This is a genomic window from Microbispora sp. H10949 (assembly GCF_014161435.1).
Taxonomy (GTDB): domain Bacteria; phylum Actinomycetota; class Actinomycetes; order Streptosporangiales; family Streptosporangiaceae; genus Microbispora; species Microbispora triticiradicis.
This window is the reverse complement of the sequence record NZ_JABBWZ010000004.1, coordinates 512334-533911: the sequence shown is the minus strand read 5'-3', so window position 1 is coordinate 533911 and position 21578 is coordinate 512334. Positions and strand designations below refer to the sequence as shown.

The following is a 21578-nucleotide window of genomic DNA, read 5'->3' as shown; positions in this document are numbered from 1 at the left end:
GGGATCGAGCGCGATGCGCGGTGTCCATGTCTGTGAAGTGATCAAGACGCTCGACGTCGGCGGGGCCGAGGTGCTCCTCGTCGAACGCCTGCTGGCCACGCCGCGCCCGGCGAACCGCTACACGGTGGTGTGCCTGAGCGCGTCCACCGGCGAGCTGACCGGGCGGCTCCGGTCGGCGGGGATCGAGGTCGTGGACCTCACCGCCTGCCCGCGGCCGCTGCGGCTCGCCCGCCTGCTCCGCGAGGTCAGGCGGCTGCGGCCGGACGTCGTCAACCTGCACTCGCCGCTGCCCGGGGCGCTGCTGCGGCCGGTGTCCCGGCTCTGGGCACCCCGGCCGGCCCTGGTCTCGACGGTGCACAACGTGCGCTACCGCCCGCTCACCATGCTGCTGGACCGGCTCACCGGATGGCTGGACAGCCGCACCGTGGCGGTCTCGCCCCAGGTCGCCCGGGCGCGCACCGGCAGGCGCGGGCGCGCCCCGGACACCTGCGTCCACGGGGTGCGCGTGGCCGAGCAGCGGCACCGGGTCACGCTGGCCGCCGAGACCCGTCGGGAGTGGGGCGTCCCCGGCGACGCCTTCCTCATCGTGAACGTCGCGAACTTCCGGCCGCAGAAGAACCACGGCCTGCTGGTGGACGCCGCCGCCAGGGTCGTGGCGGCCGATCCGCGCGCCGTGTTCCTGCTCGCCGGTTCCGGCCCGGAACTGGAGCCGACGAGCCGCCGCGTCGCCGCGCTCGGGCTCGGCGCCGCCGTCCGGATCGCCGGCCACGTGCCCGACGCGGGACGGCTGATCGCCGCCGCCGACCTGCTCGTCCTCAGCTCCTCGTACGAGGGGCTGCCGGTCGTCGTCATGGAGGCGCTCGCGGCCGGGGTGCCCGTGGTGTCCACCGCCGTCGGAGGCGTGCCCGACCTCGTCGAGAACGGGCGTAACGGCATCCTCACCCCGCCCGGCAGCGCCGAGGCGCTCGCCGAGGGCATCCTGCGGGCGATGCGGCCCGGCACGCTGGCCCGGCTCAGGGCGGGAGCGAGGGAGAGCGCCGGCCTGGTGGACATCGGGCGGGCCGCGGAGTGGTTCGAGGCGCTGTACGCCGAGGCGTGCGCCGGAAACCCCGGGTGATCCCGGGTGGAGTACATCGTCGTCATCACCGTCGCGGTGCTGCTGGTCGTGATGACGCACACGACTCTGGCCCCGCCGGTGGCGCGGCGCGCGCTGCCCGTGTTGCTCGCCGCCTTCGCGCTACGGCTGGCCGTCCACGTCCTCGTCCTGCGTTCGGGCGGCTTCGGGTACGGCGGTGACAACCTCTCCTACGAGGCCAGGGCGCTCGGCATCGTCGAACTGTGGCGGCACAGCGGGATCCACTACGTCACCTCAGAGGAGCTGGGCTCCGTCTACGGGGTGGCGGTGCCGTGTCACGTCTTCGCGCTCGTCATGTACCTGTGCGGGGGACCGGCCCCGCTCGCCTGCACCGCCGTGGTGGCGCTGGTCGCCTGCGCCGCGTGCGTGGTCCTCTACCGGTTCGCCCGGGTCGTCGGCGCCGACGACCGGGCGGCGTTCCGGCTGCTGGTCATCACGGCGTTCCTGCCCGGCTTCCTGCTGCACACCTCCGACACCTTCAAGGACGGCTTCAACGCGTTCCTCGTGGTGGCCTGCCTGGGTCTCGGCGCGTCGAACATGCAACGCTTCGACCCGCGCAAGGTGATCGCCCTGGCTCCGCTGCTGTGGGCGCTGTGGAACGTGCGGCCGTACATGGTGTTCATGTGCGCCCTGCCGCTGCTGGTCGGCGTCGCCCGGATCAGGCGCGCGCTGTCCGGCCGCGGCCTGGTCGCCTTCGCCGCGCTGCTGATCCCGGTCCTCCTGCTCCTGCAGGGCGTCGACCAGGGCGCAGACGGGGGCGCCGACCAGAGCGGGCCGTTCGGCGCGGTGCAGGAACAGCTCGACCGCGGGCAGTCGGAGCACACCCGGCTCGCGAACGCGGAGGGCGGCTCGGGCGTCGTCTTCGACGACGAGGGCAGCGCCTGGAACGCCCTCGGACCGAAACTCGTCTACACGCTGCTGTCCCCCTTCCCGTGGATGAGCGGGAGTCTGGCGCTCCAGCTCGGGAAGATAGACACGCTCCTGTGGTACTGGCTGCTGGGCTGCGCCGTGCTCGGGGCGCGCCGGCTCTGGCGGCACGACCGGCGGATGCTCCTGATCATCCTGCTGTTCGTCGTCCCCGGCTCCCTCGCGTACGCCACGACCATGTCGAACATCGGTCTCATCTTCCGGCAGCGCATGCCGATCGTGATGATCGCGAGCCTGCCGGCCGCGGTCGCGTGGACCAGGACGCCGCGGGGCGGCGGGTCCGCCGGCCTCCGGCCCTCCGACTCACTCGTACACAGAACCTGAGGTCCCTCGTATGGCAATCGCGGACGACGGCACGGACGACGGCACGGACGCGTGCAAGGTGCGGCGGGTCGTGCTCCTCATCGGGCATCTGGGACTCGGGGGCGCGCAGCGGCAACTGTGCCTGCTCGCCGAACGGCTCCGCGACCGCGGCGTCGAGGTCCACGTGTTCGTCCTGTCCAGAGGCGGCCCGCACGAGGACGACCTGCGCGCGGCCGGGATCCCGGTGCGCCGGCTCGGCTTCTCCCGGGGCGCCGGGTCGCCGGCGGGCAACCTCCTGGCGTTCGCCCGCCTGGTGCGGACGCTGCGCCGGCTGCGGCCGGAGATCGTGCACGGCTTCCTCTACGAGAGCTACCTGCTGGGCACGCCCGCCGCGCGGCTGGCCCGGGTCCCGGTGGTCGTCACCGCCCGGCGCACGCAGGGGTACCTGAGGCCGAAGGCGCCCTGGACGGCCGCGTTCGAGCACCTGGTGAACCTGATGACCGACCACGTCGTGGCCAACTCCACGGCCATCGCGCAGGGCACGCGCGAGGTCGAGGGCGTGCCCGCCGGCAAGGTGAGCGTGATCTACAACGGGCTCGCGCCGTCGGCCTTCGACCGGGCCGGGCCCGAGCCGGTCGGCGGCGCGCTGCCGGTGGTCGCGTGCGTGGCCCGGCTGAGCGGGAACAAGGGGCAGCGGTTCCTCGTCGAGGCGGCGGCGCTGCTCGCCCGGCGGGGCCGGCCCTGCACGTTCGTGCTCGTCGGGGACGGCCCCGAGCGTGGCGGGCTGGAGCGGCAGGCCGAGGAGGCCGGGGTCGACGTGCGGTTCCTCGGCTTCCGTCAGGACAACGCGGGACTGCTGGCCCGCGCTGACGTGGTGGCACTCCCGTCGACGGAGGAGGGCCTGAGCAACGCGGTCATGGAGGCGATGGCGGCGGGCCGCCCGGTCGTCGCCACGGCCGTGGGCGGCACCCCGGAGCTGCTTGAGGACCGCGGCGTCCTGGTGCCGCCCGCGGCTCCGGAGGCGCTGGCCGACGGCATCGCCCGGCTGCTCGACGACCCCGCGCTCGCCGCGTCGCTGGGCGCGGCCGCGCGGGCGTGGGCGTGGAAGAACCTCGACATGGAGGCCGTCACCGAGGAGCACCTCGGCCTGTACCGGCGGCTGCTCGCGGCTCGCCGGGGGAGGTAGGCCCGATGAGGACGGGCGTCAGGACCCTCCTGCAGACCATGGCCAGCCAGGCGGTTCCGCTGGTCCTGGCCGCTGTGGCGGGCGTGTTCCTCGCCCGCTGCCTGCAGCCGGAGGGGCGCGGGGTCTACGCGACGATCACCACCACGGCCGGGATCGCGACCGTGGCGGGCCACCTGTCGGTCGGGAGGTCGCAGATCGCGCTGTGGCCGGTCCTGGAGCGTCACCGGTCCCTGGCCGGCAACGCCGCCGTTCTCGGGCTGGTCCTCGGCGCCGCGTCCGCCCTGCTGACGCTGGGTGCGGTGCACGCCCTGGCCCTGACCGCCGCCACCCACCTGGTGGTCGTGGCGCTGCTCGCCGTTCCGTTCGGCGTCGCGGCGGTCAACCTCAGGGGGATCGCGCTGCTGGAATCGCGGGTCGGGCTGGCCAACCGGGCGGTCGTGCTGTCCGCCGTGGCGCTGTACGTCCCGATCCTGCTGCTCGCGGTGGCCGGCCGGCTCACGCTCACCTCGGTGGTCGCCTGCTGGGCCGTCTCCACGATCCTGCCGTTCGTGGTGTTCGCCCGCCCGCTCGGGCTGCCGGTACGCGGGGAGGCGGCCCTCGCCCGCAGGCAACTGGCGCTGTCGGGCCGGTATCACCTGGGGACGGTGGCGTTCCATCTGCTGCTGACCGTGGACGTCCTGCTGCTGAGCGCGTGGGCGGCGCCGGCCGAGGCGGGCCTCTACACGGTGGCGACGTCGTTCCTGTCGCTGTCCAGGGTGCCCACCGACGCGCTGGCGCAGATCGTGCTGTCCCGCCAGGCGGTGCGGGACGAGTCCGAGGCCCGGGCGGTCACGGCGCGCGCCGTCCGGCTCAACCTGATGCTCTCGTCGGCCGCCGTCGGCGTGCTCGCGTGCGCCGCTCCGCTGCTGATCCCGGGACTGTACGGCGCGGCTTTCACGGGCAGCGTGCTCCCGCTGCTCGCGCTCGCGCCGGGGACCGTCGCGTGGTCCCTGCTGCGGCCGGTCGAGCAGTACCTGGTGCGGCTGGGCCGCCCGATGGCGATGACCGCCGTCGCCGCCGGAGCCCTCGCCTCGAACGTCGCGCTGAACGCCGTGACCATCCCGTTGTGGGGACCGGCCGGGGCGGCGCTGGCCTCCACCGTGAGCTACGGCGCCATGGCCGTGGTGGAACTCGGATGGTTCGCCCGGGTGGCCGGGCTGGGCGCCCGTGATCTGCTGCCCGGCGCCCGCGACGTCCGATGGGCGGCCGCCGCCGCGCTGCGGCGGCGGCGCGGCGCTCCGCACTCCTCGCGCGGGGCGGAGAGATCGATCTCGGGGAGGATGACGTGAGAATTCTGCACATCGGATACCGGCTGCCCCCGGACCCCGGAGGCAAGGAGCGCTACATCGCGCGTCTCGCGCGCGAGCAGGTGCTGCGCGGGCACGAGGTGCTGGTCGCGCGGCGGCGCGGCGACGTCCCGCCGGGGGTGGAGGCCGTGACGCTCACGCCGACCCGCCTCGGCCGCCTCGCCGCCCGCAGGTCCGGCACGGTCGCCTTCGCCCTGGAGTGCGCGGCGGCGCTCCCCGGCCTGGGGCCGGTGGACGTCGTCAACCTGCACGGCGACCACCGCGAGGCGCTCTTCCTCGGCCCCGCCGCCCGGCGGCTGCGGGTCCCGCTGCTGATCACCGTCCACGGCGCGCTCGCGATGGGGCAGCGCCCGGTGATGCCGTGGGCCTTCCGCCACGCCGCCGGGTTCGTCGCCATCGGCGCCCGGCCGGCGGCCGACCTGCGCGCGGCCGGTGTCCCGGCCGAGGCGATCCGCACGATGTCGAGCGGTCTGGACCTGCCCCGCCTGGACGCGATCAGGGCGCGGGCGGTCGTGGAACCCGGCCTGATCGTCAGCGTGGGCAGCCTCGTGCCGGTGAAGAACCACGCCCTGACGATCGAGGCCTTCCACCGGCTGCGGGCCGTACGCCCGGGGGTGCGCCTCGTCATCGCGGGGGAGGGGCCCGAGCGCGCCCGGCTCGGCCGGCTCGCCGGGGCGGGCGTGGAGTTCGCCGGGCAGCTGTCCGGAGACGACGTCCACGCGCTGGTGAGCCGGGCGGAGGTCTTCGTGCTCGCCTCCCGCAGGCTCGCGTCCATCGGTGAGGGGATCCCGACGGCCGCCCTGGAGGCTCTCGCCCTGGGCACGGCGGTCGTCGTGTCCTCCGACGCCACCCTCGGACCGGTGATAGCGGACCGGGACGCCTACCGGGTGTTCCGCAGCGGGTCGGCCGAGGACCTGGTGGCGCACCTGCGGTGGGCGCTCGGCGCCGGCGCCGCCCGCGCCCGGATGGCGGAGCGCGGGCGGCGGGCGGTCTCGGGTCTCGACTGGCCGCGCACGGCCGCCGTCATCGAGGACTGGTACGAGGCGGCCCGCGCCGGTGAACCGGCGCGCGGCTCCCGGTCCAGCCCCGCGACCGCGCGCGGCTGACCGCTCACGGCCGGGAGCCCGGCCGACCGCCGCCCGGATGCCGCGCGTGCCCGCCGCCCGGGCGGAACCCCGCGGACCGCGGGGGCCGGGCCAGGTAGGGGAACCTCTCCAGCATCGGCGCCCGCGCGGCGGCGCGCTGCGCCCGGCCGGTCCCGCGCACGAGCGGGGCCGGCGCGTACGGCGCCGCGGGCCGCCGCCCCGGAAGCGAGCGCGGCACCGGGTTCCCGTACGCCCGGTCGGCCCCGAAGCGCAGGGCCCGGCGCGCGGCGGCCTGCGTCTGGACCGGGTCGAACAGTACGTCCACCCAGTAGTTGGAGGCGCGGTAGGTGGCGGTCGGGAACGTGTTCGTCCCGGCGTAGGTGTAGACGCCGTTGCCCCCGGACGCGGCGTCGGCCAGAGCGGTGAGCGGGCCCCGGCTGTACTGCGTGGTGAAGTAGAACCGGTCCAGCGCGTAGAACCCGGTCGGCGTGAAGTACGACGCGATGTACGTGGTGCCCGGGGTGATGTTCACGGGTGTGGAGAAGAGCGCCTGCTGCCAGCCGGACGGCGTCTCGTTGGTGAACGTCACGTTCGCCAGCAACTGCCCGTCGACGGTCCACAGGCTGCCGACGTGGACACCCGTGTTCTGCGTGCTCTTGTAGAACCGGATCCCCCGGATGGCCCCTGAGACGGAGGACTGGAACTTGACGCCGAGCGTGACCGCCTTGGTGTCGGGCTGGGCGACGACGTCCGGCGTCGCCGACTCGTCCCACAGCGTGGTCGCCTGCGAGTAGACCACGTCGACCCAGGCGTTGCTGGCCCGGTAGGTGCTGGTCGGGAACGTGCTCGTCTTGCTGTAGGTGTAGAGCCCGTTGCCGCCGTCCACGCCGTCCGCCAGCCCGGTGATGAGGCCGTTGGAGTACTGCGTGACGAAGTAGTCCCGGTTGACCGAGTAGAACCCGGTGTTGGTGTGGTAGGAGGCGACGTAGCTGACGCCGTTGTTCACCGGCACGGGCGTCGAGAAGTTCACCTGCTGCCAGCCCGTCGACGTCTCGCTGGTGAAGGTCGCCTGCGCCAGCAGCTGGCCGGTGTTGGTCCACAGGCTGCCGACGTGCGTGCCGGTGTTCAGCGGGCCCTTGTAGAACCTGATCCCGGAGATGTAGCCGGGGCTCCGCACCCGGAACCGGACGCCGACCTCGACGGCCTTGTTGTCGTCCTTGGTGACGTTGGCGGGCACGGTGTCGGGAGACCAGATGGAGCAGGGGCAGCCCGCGTTGACGGTCACCGATCTGCCGGCCGGGGTCCGCTGGACGTTGCCGATGTCGTCGACGGCCCGGGACATGATCGTGACTGGCCCCTGGCCGCTCGTCGTCCAGGCGAACTGCCAGGCGGTCCGGCCGGTTGCCCGGTGCCACGTGGTGCCGCCGTCGACCGACACCTCGACCCCCGCCACGACGCCGCCCCCGGTGTCGGCGGCGGTTCCGGCGACCGTCACGGTGGTGCCGCCGGGCACCGAGGCGCCGCTCGACGGGGTGGTGATCGTCGAGGTCGGGGGAGCGGTGTCGGTCGACGGCGTGGCCGGGACCAGGCCCGCCTGCAGGGTGGCCGGCTGCGTCCGCATGTCGGCGAGCAGGTTGACCGTCGCCTGCTGCATCCGGATGTCGGTCGGCGTGCCCGGCCGGTCGTGGACCGCGTCCAGGCCCCACGACCACTGGATGGTCCCCGCGCCGAAGACGTACGCGCCGCTCGGGTCGCGGTAGAGGACGAGGCTGTGCGTGCCGATCCCGGCGCCGTACGTCGCGCCGAAGTCCAGCAGGAACTTGGTGGTGGTGGCCACGGTGGTCTTGGAGAACAGGACCAGCCCCGCCGGAGCGAAAGGGTTGTCCGGCGCCTCGTCCCACTCGTAGCCGAGCGTCCCGTTGGGGAAGGTGGCGACCTGCCCGGGCTGCAGGTTCGCGACCGAGGTGTTGCGCCACAGGCGCATCGGGGCGTACTCCGCCGGAACGGTGATCGCGTTGCTGACATTGCCGTTGATCATGAAGAGCGTCCCGGTCATGGCGTTCTCCGGATACCCGCCGTTGGGCGGCTGGGCGAAACGCGGGTCGCGCCAGGTCCCGGTCCAGGTGGGACTCGGGTCGATCTTCATGTTGGCGACGGTCTCCTTGTAGCAGACCATCGTCCGGTTCGGGGTCGCCGAGGGGTCGATGCTGCTCTCCCACCTCGTCTTCCAGAACATCTCGTTGCCGGTGAAGAAGGCGATGTTGACGCCCTTGTTCTTGGCGTTGACGACGTTGTCGCGCGACTCCTGCGACCAGTACTCGTCGTGGCCGGAGGAGAAGAACACCTTGTGGTTGAGAAGTTGCGCGCCGCTGGTCACCGTGTCGACGCTGCTGCTGTAGCTCACGTCGTAGCTGTTGGACTCCAGCCACCTGATCATCGGGTATTCGGCGTTGAAGAAATAGGTCTCCGGCCATCCGGCGCGGGTGATGACCGGGCGGTTGTAGCTGACCTTGAAGGCGCGGCCCACGGGAAGGCCCTTGTACAGGCTGTTGCCTCCGTACGTGTTGTACGCCTGCCAGGTCGCGTCGGAGGTCTGCACGAGGATGTCGGAGTTACGCGCGTCGTTCCTGACGACGAAGATGTTCTGGCTGACGCCGCTGGTGCCGTCCGTACGGACGAAGTTCGCGAGGTAGACGCCGGAGACGACGTCGGCCGGCACCGCCCAGGAGGCCGAGAGGCTCCAGTTGCCGCAGTCGACCAGTCCCGTCGTCGTGTTGTTGAGGCAGGCCGGCTGCGACTGCGGCAGCGGCACCGAGGGATTGACGGTCGCGATCTTCCGCGCGCCCAGGCCGCTGTAGTAGCCGACCCGGTAGATGTCGATCCGGTAGGAGGTGACCGAGGGGGCGTTCACCTTGAACTGCTGGGTCTGCCCCGCGTTGACGCTCATCTGGGTGGCGTAACCGGTGATCGTCGGGCTGCCCGCACCGGGCACGTCCCACTCGGAGGGCGGACTGCCCGGCAGGCTGTTCTCGATGCAGATGATCGACGTCGGCGGGCAGGTCTGACGGGACGCCCGGCGGTGGCCGAGCCGCAGGTGCCGCCAGCCGCCGAGGCGGGCGGCCCGCGCGTCCGCCGTGGGAATCGCCTCGGCCGCGTCGGCGGACTGCACGGTCCCGGGCGGCTCGGGCGCCACGGGTCCGGCGGGACTGCCGGGCGTGCCGGGCGGGGTGGGGGTCGCCGGGGCGTGACCGTCCCCGGCGGCACCTGTGGAAACGCCTGTGGGACCACCGGGGGAAACCTTGGCGTCGGGGGTGGGCGTGCCCTGCGGCGAGCCGGAGGGGCTCGTGCTTACGATCCTCACGTCACCTTGGTCCAGGTCTTCGGCGGGCACCGGAGCCCAGGCGGTGGCGAGCAGAACGGCCGCGGCCGTCAGCATGGTGCCGAAGATACGCGCGGTGCGGGCAAATCCTGTTTTCCGGGCAGCGCCGATTGTTTTCCATTCGCCTGGCATGTACAACCTCTGGTTCGCGCGGCGGAACGCCTTAAGGTGAGGACGGCTAGCGAAGGCTAGCGGGGACCGAATATCGCCCGGCGGCATGCGCGGAAGCGGCGAGTTCCCGGCAGGGCGGACACCGTTTCGCATTTCGCGCGCCCGGTGGGCGCCGTCGGAGAGGGCCCGGGTAAAGCGCCGTCGAAGAGCGGGACAGGGAACGGGTGTGAAACCGGCACGCATCCCGCCGCGCGGCCGCCGGAACACCCGTGCTGCGGTTTACCCGGGAAAAGATTTGGCCGGGATTTCGCGGCGGCCCGGGATCGGGCGTCAGAAGCTGGATTTCTCGCGGGAAGGACGGGTTCGCGTGAATCGGGAAAGTGGAGCGGCGTCGCGGTCGCCCATGGGGGCGGGCGCACTGCGGCGTGCCGTCGCCAGTGTGGGAGTCGCTGTCGGAGCCACCGTGAAAGGCACCGTGGTCGCCACGGTGGTCTCCGGCGTGGTCGCCGGCGGAGGTGTGGCGCCGGTCGCCCCGGCCGCTCTGGCCGCCCCGGCCGCTCTGGCCGCCCCGGCCGGCGCGGGGGTCGCGCGCTTCGCGGCGGGCGGGACCGCGTCCGCGAGCCACGGCCCGCGAGGGCCGAAGACGGACACGGAATGCGCCCCCGGGCGTCCGCACGGTCCGGCGGATCGCGGGGTGAAGAAGGCGAGGAAGCGGCCGTGCACGCCGCGCGGCGCACGCGCGACGAACGGTGCAGGCGCGCGGGGAGGGGCCGGCGCCGGGACCGCCGCGCCGCCCTGGTCCTGGGACGACGCGGCCGGAGGAGACGGCCCCGCGGCCGCTTCGCGGCCCGCGGCTTCGGGTGGGACGGGGGCCGTTTTGGGTGGGACGGGGGCCGCCACGCCGGTCCGGCCGGCCGGACCCGCGGGAGTCGTGCCCCTGTGGGACGACGACGGCGGCGGGTCCCGCGACTCGGGCCGCGCCATCTGGCCGTTGCTGTCCGCGCCGCCCGGGCTGTCCGGTCCGTTTGTCCCGTTCGCCCCGTCCGGCTCGTCCGGGGAGCGAGGCGTGGCCGCACCCGCGGGGGAGACCGGCGAGCGAGGGCCGCAGGGGCCACCCGGACCCGAAGGCCCCCGGGGCCCCGAAGGACCAGAAGGTCCCGAAGGACCGGAAGGAACCGCAGGGCCCGCGGGACCAGAGGGACCGGAGGGGAAGGCCGGCCCCGAGGGACCGCCCGGGCCCGCCGGAGCGCGGGGACCGGCCGGACCGGAGGGGGAGGCGGGTCCGCAGGGGCCGCCCGGGCCCGCCGGCCCCACGACGAGCGTGGACTCGAGCTCGTTCGTCGGCAATCCCGGATCGCTCCTTACGTTCCTCGGCCGGGTGCCCGGTGACGGCCGGACGCTGGTCCGGGATCCCCGCACGAACACCTGGTACGACCTGTCCCACGTCGCGGGCTACCCCGCCGGCGTGCTGGCCGCCTCGGTCGACGCCGAACTCGCGGGCACGGGCAACGACCTGTACGTGACCGTGGCCACCGCCGATCAGGTGGCGCAGACCCGGTGCACGGTCTTCCCGGCCCCGGGCACCGGCGGCGTCCCCGCCTGGCCGGGCAACTGCCGTCCGTTCACCGTCCTGTCCTGACCGTCCGGGGCCGGGCGGCGTTCCCGCCCGGCCCACCGCCCGGCTCTACCGCACAGCCGGCAGCAGGGTGGCCGGAAACATCCGGCGCAAAAGAGCCCGATCGCGTATCGGGAAATGCGATGAAAGCGGAGCCGGGCGTAGCAAAAGGAGTGGACCGTATGGAAACTCCGAAGGCCCGGGAGTACCATCCAACCCGAGCGGGAATTTCGTAGATCTTTTTCATCCGCATATAGATCCTGTTTATCGGCGCGGCAATCATCCATTCCGTGGCGACCTTCCTCGCGTCATCGTTTGCGCGTCGCATCTCTCGGCTCCGTGAGCCGGTTCGTATAGAAAGTCCCACTGCGACGCGCAGGGTCATGTGGCATTCGCCCGATTATGCGAGAAAGGTCAGGAAATGAATGCAAACGCGATGAAACGCGGGCGGGAGCCCGCCGTACGGAAGACGGGTCGCGGACGCCGTCCCGGCGCGGGCGGAACCGTACGGCGCCGCCTCTCGGCCGTCCTCACGGCTCTGTTCGCCATGCTCGCACCGGGGGTCGCGATCCCCGGCGGTGCGAGCGCCGACCCGTCCCTGACGCTCGGCGACGCGGACACGTACGCGGTGCTGGCGGGGACGTCGGTGACGAACACCAACCTCACCTCGATCACCGGGGATCTCGGGGTGAGCCCGGGGACCACGGTGACCGGCTTCCCGCCGGGCACCGTGAGCGGCTCCATCCGGACCGGCGCCGCCGCCGCCGGCGCGAAGGCCGACGTGACCGGCGCGTACAACGCCATCACGGGCATGTCCTCGAACGCCACGATCCCACCCGCCCTCGGCGGAACGACCCGGACCCCGGGTGTCTACGACTCCAACAGCGGCCCCTTCACCATCAACGGCACGCTCACGCTCGACGCGCAGGCCGACCCCGACGCCGTCTTCGTCTTCCGGGGCACCACCCTCACCGCCGGCGGCGTGAGCAACGTCGCCCTGGTGAACGGCGCCCAGGAGGACAACGTGTACTGGCAGCTCACGGGCACCGCGTCGCTGGGCACGTTCTGCACCTTCCGCGGGAACGTGCTCGCCTCCGGCGCGGTGTCGGTGAGCTCGGGCGCCGCGGTGTACGGACGGCTCTTCTCGCTGAACAACACGATCGGCCTGCAGGGCACCACGAGCCCTCCGGCCACCCGCGTGACGGTGCCGAACAACCCGCCCACGACCACGAGCCTGACCTCCTCGCTCAACCCGTCGAACACCGGGAACGCGGTGACCTTCACGGCCAACGTCCAGGCGCAGTCGGGGTCGATCGTCCCCGCGGGCTACGTGGCGTTCAAGGACGGGACGACGGTCATCGGCACGGACTACCACGACGACGGGCATCCCGCCAGGCTCACCACGTCGAGCCTCGCCGCCGGGCAGCACCGCATCACGGCCGTCTACCTCGGCGGCGACACCTTCGACGGCGAGCAGGTCATCCACTTCGCCCCGAGCACCTCGCCCGAACTGGTGCAGAGCGTGTCGAGCGTCAGCCTGTGGAGCGACAGCACGACTCCCGACCAGGCGTCACGGAACGACCCGCAGGCCGTGGTGGTCGGCGTGAAGTTCCAGTCGGCGGTGGACGGCGTTGTCACCGGCATCCGGTTCTACAAGGGCCCGCAGAACACCGGCACCCACACCGGCAGCTTATGGACGGCCGACGGCCAGAAGCTCGCCACCGTCACCTTCACGAACGAGACCGCGACCGGATGGCAGCGGATGGACTTCGCCAGCCCCGTCGCGATCGACTCCGGCACCACGTACATCGCCTCGTACCACACCACGTCCGGTTTCTACGCGCTGGACCGGCCCTACTTCGCCTCGGCGTACACCAACGGCCCGCTCACCGCGCCCTCCGACAGCGCGTCGGGCGGTAACGGGGTCTACACCTACAGCGCCACCGACACCTTCCCGACCAGCAGCTACCGGGCGTCGAACTACTGGGTCGACGTCATGTTCACCCCCTCGCAGACGCTCTGGGACAACACCGCGACCCCCGCGGTCGCCAACCAGCCCGACGACCAGGACGCGGTGCTCGGCGTGAAGTTCACCTCCGCGACCGGCGGCCTGGTCACCGGCGTCCGCTTCTACAAGGGCCCGCAGAACACCGGGACCCACATCGGCAGCCTGTGGACGTCCGGCGGCACACAGCTGGCGACCGCGACCTTCACGAACGAGACCGCCTCCGGATGGCAGCAGGTCGACTTCCCCGACCCCGTTCCCATCACCGCGGGCACCACCTATGTCGCCTCGTACCACACCTCGCGGCGCTACTCGGTGACCAGGCCGTACTTCACCTCGCCGCGCGTCAACGGGCCGCTGACCGCGCCCGCCGACGGCGCGTCGGGCGGCAACGGGGTGTACGCCTACAGTCCGACCGACACCTTCCCGTCCAGCACCTTCCGCGCGTCGAACTACTGGGTCGACGTCGTGTTCCAGCAGAGCTGAACGAACGGCCGGCACCGGGCAAAGAACGGGCAACGAAACGCCCCGGCCCGGTGTCCGGCCGTGTCCCTGCCGGTCCCTTACCCAATGCTTACGCGCGGGCAGGCCACCGCGCCGATCGTCCCGTCCGGGACGGCCACGCGGCAGGGCCGGATCCCCGAGAGAAGGAGGAGTCCTCTCATGGCGGCAGTCGCCGGTCACCGCCGGTTTCTCCCACGCGGCGCCACCGCGGTGTGGTTGTACGCGGCCCTTGCCGGGGCCCTTGTCGCGGCCCTGATAGCGGGCGTCCTCGTCGTGACGGACGGCCGCGCGAGCGCGGACCAGCCCCCGGTGGACCTCGGCGCCGCCGAGCACACCGCGGTGCTCGCGGCGGGCACGGTCATCAGCGCGAACGCGACCCTGATAACCGGGGACGTCGACGTCAGCCCTGGCACCGCCGTCACCGGTTTCCCGCCGGGCGTGATCGAGGGGGACGTCCACGCCGGTGACGCCGAGGCGGCGCAGGTGATGGCCGACGCGACCGCCGCGTACGACGACATCTCGGCTCGGGGCCCCGCCGTCACCGTGCCCGCCGAGCTCGGCGGCACCCGCAGGACCCCCGGCGTCTACGACTCGGCGGACGGGACGTTCCGCATCGACGGCACGCTCGTCATGGACGCCGGAGGAAACCCGGACGCGGTCTTCGTCTTCCGCGCGGCCACGCTGACCACGGCCAGGGTCAGCAACATCGTGCTGACGGGCGGAGCGCAGGCGGACAACGTCTTCTGGCAGGCCGCCGAGGGCGCCGTCCTCGGGACGTACTCCACCTTCCGCGGCACCGTCCTGGCCCGCGGCTCGATCAAGGTCACGGAGGGCGCCGTGATCGACGGCCGGACCCTCCTCCTCGACAACACGGTCACGATCGAGGGCACCACCGAGGCGGACAACGGGGTCGACCGCGCGAACGAGCTCGACGCGATCGTCCCGCCGCCGACCCGCGTCACGCTGCCGTTCGACCCCGCCACCACGACCCAGCTGACCTCCTCGCCCAACCCCTCCCAGGCGAAGTTCCCGGTCACGTTCACCGCGCGGGTCCGCCCCCGCAGCGGCACGCTGGCGCCCGCCGGGAGGGTGCTCTTCAAGGACGACGGCGTCGTCATCGGCTCGGGCATGCAGACCGGCGCCGACACGCCCGCCACGTTCACCACCTCGGCGCTGTCGGTGGGGGAGCACCACATCACCGCCGTCTACCTCGGCGGCCTCACGGCGCAGGCCGAGGCGTGGGTGCGCTTCGCGCCCAGCACCTCCAACGAGGTGGTGCAGGTCGTCAACGCGCGGTAGAACGGCCGACCCCCGGCCAGGCCCCGCCCCGCCGCCGTAAGGGTTGCGCCATCATTCGCCAACCACGCGCGGCGGCGGCGGTGGGGGGACGCGGGGCCGTTGTTCACTACGGCGGTGAGCACAACCAGCCCGAAGGCCGTCCCCTTCAACCGGACCCACGTGGCGGACAACGAGCTCGCCTACCTCTCGGAGGCGGTGCGCCAGGGGTTCACCTGCGGGGACGGGCCGTTCACCGAGCGGGCCGGCCGGCTTCTGTGCGAACTGACCGGCGCCGGCCGCGCCCTGCTGACGACCTCGTGCACACACGCCCTGGAGATGTCGGCGATGCTGCTGGACCTGCGGCCCGGCGACGAGGTCATCATGCCGTCCTTCACGTTCGTGTCGACCGCCAACGCCTACGCCCTGCGCGGGGCGGTGCCGGTGTTCGTGGACTGCAGGCCGGACACCCTGAACATCGACGAACGCCTGATCGAGGCCGCGATCACCGAGCGGACCAGGGCCGTGGTGGTCGTCCACTACGCCGGGGTGGGCTGCGAGATGGACGCGATCGGCGCGGTGACGCGACGCCACGGCCTGGCCCTGATCGAGGACAACGCGCACGGGCTGGGCGGACTCTACCGGGGCCGGCCCCTCGGGTCGTTCGGGCTCATGGCGACGCAGAGCTTCCACGCGACGAAGAACGTGCAGTGCGGGGAGGGAGGCGCCCTGCTCGTCAACGACGCCGCCCTCGCCGCGCGCGCCGAGATCATCCGCGAGAAGGGCACCGACCGCAGCCGGTTCTTCCGGGGACAGGTCGACAAGTACCAGTGGGTCGACATCGGGTCGAGCTATCTGCCCTCGGACGTCCTCGCCGCCATGCTGACCGCCCAGCTGGAGTCGTTCGACGCGATCCAGCGACTGCGCCAGGCGGTGTGGCACCACTATCACGAGGGACTGGCGGAGTGGGCGGCCGAGAACGGGGTGGCGCAGCCGGCGGTCCCCGGCGACCGCGCGCATCCGGCGCACCTCTACCACCTGCTCCTGCCCGACCTGCGCAACCGGCAGGCGTTCATCGCCCACCTCGCGGCGCACGGCGTGCAGGCGGCGTTCCACTACCAGCCGCTGCACAGCTCCCCGGCCGGTCCGCGGCACGGCAGGGCGGCCCCCGGCGGCTGCCCGGTCACCGAGAACGTCGCGGACCGGCTCGTACGGCTGCCGCTGTTCGCGGGTCTCGGCGAGGCCGGCGCGGCTCGTGTCGTCGACGCGGTGCGCCGCTACGAGGCGTGCTGACGGTGCGCCGGAACACGGCCGGGTTCGCGCCGGGACCCGCCCGCAGCCCGGGTCCGGGTCATGATCTCCGGCCGGTCGCGCCCTCCAGTGGCGGGCCCGCGAGGCTCCGTCACCTCGCGCGGCGGGTCCTGTCCGCGGCGCTCGACCGGCGGCGCCTGCTCTACCTGGGCAGCGGCGCGCTGTCGGCCGTGGTGTACTACGCGATCCTCGGCGCTCAACTGGCCGCGCTCGGGCACCGGGTCCCGTACCTCCTCCTGCTCGTGACCAGTCAGTTCGTCGCCTCGGTCGTCGTCTATCCGTGGTATCGGCTGATGGTCTTCCGCGTGTCCGGATCGTCCTGGGTGCTGGGCCACCTGCGGTTCTACGCCGTCGGGCTGGGCTTCCTGGCGGCGTCGGTCACCGGCGTTCCACTCCTGGTGGAGCTCGCCGGGATCCCGATCATGGTGGCGCAGGCGCTGGTCATCGTCGTGAACGTGCCGCTGGGCTATCTGGCGCACAGACTCTGGACGTTTCGTCCCGGCGTAAGAACCGATCACTAGAAAGGCTGCTCATGGAGGCCACTGACATCCGCCGTACGGTCGAGCTGGAGGACCGGCACTGGTGGTATCGGGAGCGGCGCGCCATGCTCGCCCGGGAGCTGCGGCGGCTCGGGCCGCCCGGCAGGGCGCTCGACATCGGCGCCGCGGGCGGCGGCAACACCCGCGTGCTGGTCGAGCACGGGTGGGACGCGCTGGCGGCCGACTACTCCGAGACCGCGGTCGAGCTGGCCGTACGGCGGGGCCTGCGGGCGATCCACGCCGACGCGTGCGACCTGCCGCTGCCTGACGAGTCCTTCGGCCTCGTGCTCGCGTTCGACGTGCTGGAACACATCGAGGACGACCACACGGCCGCCCGCGAGCTGGTGCGGGTGCTGCGGCCGGGCGGCCGGGCGCTGATCACGGTCCCGTGCGACATGGCCCTGTGGTCGGCGCACGACGTGGCGTCCTTCCACTTCCGCCGGTACGCCCGGGAGGAGCTGGCCGCGCTGCTGCGCGGGGCAGGGCTGGTCGTCGACCGCATGTGGAGCTGGAACGTGCTGATGCGGCCGATCGTGGCCTGGCGCAGGAAGCGCATCGGCGGCTCCGACGTCACGGAGGTGCCGCGCCTGGTCAACCTGGGGCTGGGCGCCGTGGTCGCGGCGGAGAGATATCTGCCCGTCAAATCGCTTCCGGGGGTCACCCTGGTCGTGCGGGCGCACCGTCCCGCGTCTTTCTAAGACGACGACTCATTTGGTGAGTCGGCGGTAGCAAATGAGGGCTGCGACGATGGCGACGAAGGACGCGAAGTGGTCGGCCCGGCGTTCGTAGCGGCGGTGTAATCGTCGGCAGCTGACAGCCAGGAGACGGTCCTTTCCACGACTCGACGGTGCCGTCCACGCCTGTGGCTGGATTCGATCCCCTGGCGGGCGATGCGCGGGACGATGCCACGGCCGCGCAGGAAGGCGCGTCTACAAGCCTGCCTCCCAGAAGCACGCCAACCGCTCCCACGCCAAGCTCCGCGGCCCTGACGAACGCGCAAACTCCCATCTCAAAAGCTGGCGCATCCTGCGCAAGCTCCGCTGCTGTCCGAACAAGGCCGGCCGCCTGGTCAAGGCCATCGCCGTCCTACAGAACCACCGCGTAGCTCAGGCCGCGCGAGGATGAAATGAGTTCCTTGATGGGCAAGCGAGTCACGGTCTTAGGCATGTCCGGATGCGGACATTATCCGGTAAGCGTCCTTTTCGCGAGGTTCCGGATGCCGTGAATTCGTGTGCCCAGGTGGTGGGCCAGAGCACCTGCCCCTACCCCTGATAATCGGATGGTCGGATCCGGGCATTCGGGCGGTGAACAATAAGCATTTACCATCGCCGACCGTAAGGGTCAAGCTATTGATCGGTCTTTATTAGCATGAAATACCGGGGTTTGTCACCGTAATTCGCCCAAGGAGGATCAACCCGGTGAGTAAACCCCCCAGCACCTTGAAACTCTCACGATTCCGCCACCTCGCCGTGGCGACGGGAATCGTGCTCGCCGCCGCCGGCATGGGCACCGCCCAGGCCGCCAGCGCGCCCGATCCGATCAAGCCCCGGACCACCGGGGCCGTCGAGCACACCGGAGCGGTCCCCGGCGGCTACGCCTCCTGGAAGGATCTGCTGCTCGACCAGCAGAAGATGATCACGGCCGCCGACCGCATCACCGCCCTGGGCGGCAGCGGCTACGCCGGCGTCATCGCCGCGCCGGAGAACCGTGAACTGCGCGTGTACTGGAAGGGCAAGCCCCCCAGGCAGGTCAACGAACTGGTGGGCCAGTTGCGGCGCGACGTGGGAATCAACGTCCTACCGGCGAAGTACTCGGCGCGTGAGCTGCAGCGGGAGGCGGACCGCCTCATCCGCGCCAACAGCAGCACACTCACCTCCATCACGGCACTGCAGGACGGCTCGGGCCTGGCGGCCTCCAGCGCCGTCATCGACGCGGCCCGCACCGCGATCGCCGACGCGGCGGTGCCGGTCAGCATCGAGCACGGCGTCAAGCCCGAACTGGCCACCCGCTGGAACGACAGCCCGCCGTGGTATGGCGGCGGCGCTTGGCGCAACGCCAGCACCGGTGGCGCCTGCTCGACCGGCTTCGCCGTGACTTACCAGGGCCTTCTCGAACCCGGCCCCGAGAAGAAGATACTGTCCGCCGGCCACTGCGCGGTGAACGGCCAGACCGCGACCGACCCGACCAATCAGGTCATCGGCAACGTCACGCACGACGACAACAGCCGCGACGTGCTGCTCATCGGCACCAGCGCCGGCGGCCGGGTCTTCAACAACCCGATCGACTCGCAAGGGCTCGCGATCGTGACCACCGAGTTCAGCAACCCCGTGATCGGCACCGCCACCTCGGTCGTCGGCACCTACCTCTGCGCCTCCGGCGCCTACTCCGGCACCAACTGCAACATCCGGACCACGCAGGTCAACGTCACCATCAGCGTTGGCTACATCATCACCGGCCTCGTCCGCGCCGAGCAGCAGAACATGGTCAACGCGGTGGGGCAGGGCGACAGCGGCGGCCCCGTTGAATACGTGAACCCGAGCAACACCACCCAGGTGTACGCGGCCGGTGTGGTCACGGCCATCGACACCAGCGCCTCGGTGACGTGCACCGGTTACGTGACCACCGGCCGTATCTGCTCCTGGCGCATGTACTACAGCCCGTGGAGCAACGCGACCGCGGCGTTCCCCGGCATCGCCATCATCCCCGGATGATCGACGAAATCTCGAATGATCTGATTTGAGTGATCAGGGGCCGGCGCTCTGGATGCCGACCCCTTTTCGTCGCCCGCCGCGTAAGAGGTGACTCATTTGGCCAGGCGGCGGTAGCAAATGAGGGCGGCGGCGATGGCGACGAAGGAAGCGAAGTGGTCGGCCCGGCGCTCGTAACGGCGGTGGAGCCCTTGTCTCCGTGCAGCTTCCCGGGCCGGCGGCGACGTGGCCCGCGGCGGGAGCGGATCGGCGGGATGCCGCGCACCAGCGGCTCAAACCCCTGACTGTCATGGGTCGGTGAAGCGGCGGTGCACGGTCTGCCACGAGGCACCGAAGACCGGTGGGAGCTGACGCCACGCGCAGCCGGTGGTGGCCACGTACACGATCGCCGCGAGAATCAGACGATCGTCGACCCGCCGCCGTCCCCCGCCCTGCGGCCGAGTCGGAGGGGGCGGCACCACCCGCTGGAATAGCTCCCACAGCTTGTCGGGGACCAACCGCTGCATGAAAGCATCCACGACCCATCCAACGATCAACCGCCGAACGAGTCGCGGTCTAAGTGAGTGTTTGAGAAGATCAATTTGATGGGTTGAGTAACCAGCGCGCCTTCGCCGACCCGCCAACAGACCGCGCGACTTGCGGTGTGGTCCGGGCATCGTAGTCGCCCTGAGAGCGGCCGAGCCCTAGCCTCCACTCGGTCGTGGGTCGAGCGCCTTCGCGAGAGCGCTGGCGAAGACAGGAATTGGGATCTGGCTGCCGCCGTCGTGCGGTGCGGCCTCGAACTCTTCCCCCAGGCCCTGCAGCAGGGTCAACGGTGTTAATGCAGCCCAGGCCTCGGGTTCGTCGTAGGCCGAATCACGCAAGTCCCACAGAGCGTCGACGAGTTGCGGCATCGTCTCCGCCGCAGCAAGCTGTTGGAGTCCGTACGCCAGAGAGTCCACGGGGTCGATCTTAGTGAGTGTTTAGAAGATCAAATTAATGGCCGAGAGTCAGCTTCTGCTGTCGTGTGGCGGGCTGTCCGCGGGTCAGCCGGCGGGCCATGCCGGAGATGGCGGCCCAGCGGATCATGGCCTCCGACGTGGCGGGGTGGCGTTCGTAGTCGCGGGCCAGACGGCGGTGGCTGGTCAGCCAGGCCAGCGACCTCTCCACCACCCAGCGGCGGGCGATCACTGCGAAACCGACCTGGCCGGGAGCCTTGCGGACGATGTGCAGCATGGTCCGCAAGATCCGCTGCGTCCATTCGACCAGGGCGCCGGCGAACCCAGCGTCGGCGTACACGAACCGGACCGGCGTGACCAGGTACATGCTGAGCAGTGTGGTCTTGGCGCCGTCGCGGTCTTGCACCGAGGCGGCCATCACACACACGACCAGCAGCAGGCCCAGGGTGTCGGTGACGATGAACCGCTTGCGCCCGTTGATCTTCTTGTTCGCGTCGTACCCGCGACTGTCGCGACCGACGGTGTCGGCGCCCTTGACGGACTGGGAGTCGATGATCCCGGCCGAGGGTTCCTCGGCGCGGCCCTGCTGAGCTCGTACCCGCCGGCGCAGGGCGGCGAGGATCTGGTCGGTGACCTTGGCTTGTTCCCATCGGACGAAGTAGCCAGTAAACGGTCTGCCAGGGCGGGAAGTCGAACGGCAGTTGCCGCCAGGCGCAGCCTGTGCGCACCACGTACACGATGGCGTCGACGATGTCGCGGCGCGGATGCTTCTCGGGCCGGCCGCCCGGGTTGGGCGAGGGTAACAGCGGCTCGATCAGCGCCCATTGGGCGTCGGTCAGATCGGAGGGGTAGCGGCGATCACGCGACACCCGTCCACTATCGCGACCCGCTCGTACGGCGCAGCGACGGCACGCCGACCGTGATCAACCCTTCTCAAACACTCACTAAGGCGATTCTCCATTCCCGCGTTCTCCGGCCGTAGCGCGGGACGCCGCAAAAGAATGTCAAGGACTCGGCCCGGAGCGAGGTCGCGGGCGAATTCGCGATGCCGCCGCCGCGAGAATCGCACGCATGGCTGACACCTCGCCTCGGGAAATCCCCGCGAAAGGCCCGTCCCTTTCGGATGAGAGAACGCTGGTCCATTCGGCTGCGGGAGGCGCGGCCGGGGGAGGCCCGCGGACCCGGAGCCCCCTGAAATCGCCGCAGGAATT

15 protein-coding genes and 3 pseudogenes are annotated in these 21578 nt (G+C 71.6%); 13 read left to right on the top strand and 5 right to left on the bottom strand.

Annotation, left to right across the window (positions count from 1 at the left end; genetic code table 11):
- The first annotated feature begins 13 nt into the window (after window positions 1–13).
- Genes HHX40_RS12720 through HHX40_RS12700 form a run of 5 tightly spaced genes read left to right on the top strand, consistent with a single transcriptional unit; the run spans window position 14 to window position 6003 of the window.
- Window positions 14–1117, top strand: coding sequence for a glycosyltransferase (locus tag HHX40_RS12720; RefSeq protein WP_182880724.1), 1104 nt, complete (start codon window positions 14–16; stop codon window positions 1115–1117).
- A 6-nt stretch (window positions 1118–1123) separates the two neighbouring features.
- A complete protein-coding gene (locus tag HHX40_RS12715; RefSeq protein ID WP_182880723.1) occupies window positions 1124–2386 on the top strand; it encodes a hypothetical protein in 1263 nt (420 codons plus the stop codon).
- 10 nt (window positions 2387–2396) lie between these two features.
- On the top strand, window positions 2397–3551 hold the full coding sequence (locus HHX40_RS12710; RefSeq protein ID WP_182880722.1) for a glycosyltransferase: 1155 nt from the start codon (window positions 2397–2399) through the stop codon (window positions 3549–3551).
- A 5-nt stretch (window positions 3552–3556) separates the two neighbouring features.
- Entirely contained in the window at window positions 3557–4879 is a 1323-nt protein-coding gene (locus HHX40_RS12705; RefSeq protein WP_182880721.1) for a lipopolysaccharide biosynthesis protein, read from the top strand.
- Entirely contained in the window at window positions 4876–6003 is a 1128-nt protein-coding gene (locus HHX40_RS12700; protein WP_182880720.1) for a glycosyltransferase family 4 protein, read from the top strand. Before HHX40_RS12705 ends, HHX40_RS12700 begins: the two co-directional genes overlap by 4 nt.
- 4 nt (window positions 6004–6007) lie before the next feature.
- Here HHX40_RS12700 and HHX40_RS12695 read toward each other — a convergent pair whose 3' ends face one another.
- On the bottom strand, window positions 6008–9418 hold the full coding sequence (locus HHX40_RS12695; RefSeq protein ID WP_259403493.1) for a DUF4082 domain-containing protein: 3411 nt from the start codon (window positions 9416–9418) through the stop codon (window positions 6008–6010).
- 1375 nt (window positions 9419–10793) lie between these two features.
- Between HHX40_RS12695 and HHX40_RS35670 the strand changes: the two genes are divergently transcribed.
- The 6 genes from HHX40_RS35670 (at window position 10794) to HHX40_RS12665 (ending at window position 17419) form a co-directional block, all read left to right on the top strand.
- The gene (locus tag HHX40_RS35670; protein ID WP_167769269.1) at window positions 10794–11111 is read left to right on the top strand and encodes a hypothetical protein; all 318 of its coding nucleotides are present in this window, start codon (window positions 10794–10796) and stop codon (window positions 11109–11111) included.
- Window positions 11112–11508: 397 nt separating this feature from the next.
- The gene (locus tag HHX40_RS12685; RefSeq protein ID WP_182880718.1) at window positions 11509–13578 is read left to right on the top strand and encodes a DUF4082 domain-containing protein; all 2070 of its coding nucleotides are present in this window, start codon (window positions 11509–11511) and stop codon (window positions 13576–13578) included.
- Window positions 13579–13755: 177 nt separating this feature from the next.
- Window positions 13756–14895, top strand: a complete 1140-nt coding sequence (locus HHX40_RS12680; RefSeq protein WP_182880717.1) for an ice-binding family protein — start codon at window positions 13756–13758, stop codon at window positions 14893–14895.
- A gap of 114 nt (window positions 14896–15009) precedes the next feature.
- Window positions 15010–16164, top strand: coding sequence for a dTDP-4-amino-4,6-dideoxygalactose transaminase (gene rffA, locus HHX40_RS12675; RefSeq protein ID WP_182880716.1), 1155 nt, complete (start codon window positions 15010–15012; stop codon window positions 16162–16164).
- Window positions 16158–16703, top strand: a complete 546-nt coding sequence (locus HHX40_RS12670; RefSeq protein ID WP_182880715.1) for a GtrA family protein — start codon at window positions 16158–16160, stop codon at window positions 16701–16703. Before rffA ends, HHX40_RS12670 begins: the two co-directional genes overlap by 7 nt.
- Before the next feature lie 11 nt (window positions 16704–16714).
- The gene (locus tag HHX40_RS12665) at window positions 16715–17419 is read left to right on the top strand and encodes a class I SAM-dependent methyltransferase (RefSeq protein WP_182880714.1); all 705 of its coding nucleotides are present in this window, start codon (window positions 16715–16717) and stop codon (window positions 17417–17419) included.
- 9 nt (window positions 17420–17428) lie between these two features.
- Here the strand turns inward: HHX40_RS12665 and HHX40_RS36590 are convergent.
- Window positions 17429–17655, bottom strand: a pseudogene (locus HHX40_RS36590) (IS5/IS1182 family transposase); the annotation flags it as partial.
- Between HHX40_RS36590 and HHX40_RS12660 the strand changes: the two are divergent.
- Window positions 17655–17846: pseudogene (locus HHX40_RS12660) on the top strand (transposase family protein); the annotation flags it as partial. The pseudogenes HHX40_RS36590 and HHX40_RS12660 overlap by 1 nt on opposite strands.
- 293 nt (window positions 17847–18139) lie before the next feature.
- Window positions 18140–19432 carry a hypothetical protein gene (locus tag HHX40_RS12655; RefSeq protein WP_182880713.1) on the top strand — a complete coding sequence of 431 codons (1293 nt, stop codon included), beginning with the start codon at window positions 18140–18142 and terminating at the stop codon, window positions 19430–19432.
- 92 nt (window positions 19433–19524) lie between these two features.
- Here the strand turns inward: HHX40_RS12655 and HHX40_RS12650 are convergent.
- The 3 genes and pseudogenes from HHX40_RS12650 to HHX40_RS12640 all read right to left on the bottom strand — a co-directional run bounded on the left by HHX40_RS12650 (window position 19525) and on the right by HHX40_RS12640 (window position 21236).
- Window positions 19525–19935: pseudogene (locus HHX40_RS12650) on the bottom strand (transposase).
- Between the two features lie 177 nt (window positions 19936–20112).
- Window positions 20113–20370, bottom strand: coding sequence for a hypothetical protein (locus HHX40_RS12645; protein WP_182880712.1), 258 nt, complete (start codon window positions 20368–20370; stop codon window positions 20113–20115).
- 34 nt (window positions 20371–20404) lie between these two features.
- Window positions 20405–21236 (bottom strand): IS5 family transposase gene (locus HHX40_RS12640; protein ID WP_310738066.1). Its coding sequence is split into 2 segments (ribosomal slippage): window positions 20405–21034 and window positions 21036–21236, totalling 831 coding nucleotides; the frame shifts between segments, so codons are not numbered across the junction.
- Between the last annotated feature and the right edge of the window lie 342 nt (window positions 21237–21578).

Coding starts and splice junctions, on each gene's coding strand:
- HHX40_RS12720 (WP_182880724.1), top strand. CDS start 14: ATGCGCGGTGTCCATGTCTGTGAAGTGATCAAGACGCTCGACGTCGGC.
- HHX40_RS12710 (WP_182880722.1), top strand. CDS start 2,397: ATGGCAATCGCGGACGACGGCACGGACGACGGCACGGACGCGTGCAAG.
- HHX40_RS12705 (WP_182880721.1), top strand. CDS start 3,557: ATGAGGACGGGCGTCAGGACCCTCCTGCAGACCATGGCCAGCCAGGCG.
- HHX40_RS12695 (WP_259403493.1), bottom strand. CDS start 9,418: ATGCTGACGGCCGCGGCCGTTCTGCTCGCCACCGCCTGGGCTCCGGTG.
- HHX40_RS12685 (WP_182880718.1), top strand. CDS start 11,509: ATGAATGCAAACGCGATGAAACGCGGGCGGGAGCCCGCCGTACGGAAG.
- HHX40_RS12680 (WP_182880717.1), top strand. CDS start 13,756: ATGGCGGCAGTCGCCGGTCACCGCCGGTTTCTCCCACGCGGCGCCACC.
- HHX40_RS12665 (WP_182880714.1), top strand. CDS start 16,715: ATGGAGGCCACTGACATCCGCCGTACGGTCGAGCTGGAGGACCGGCAC.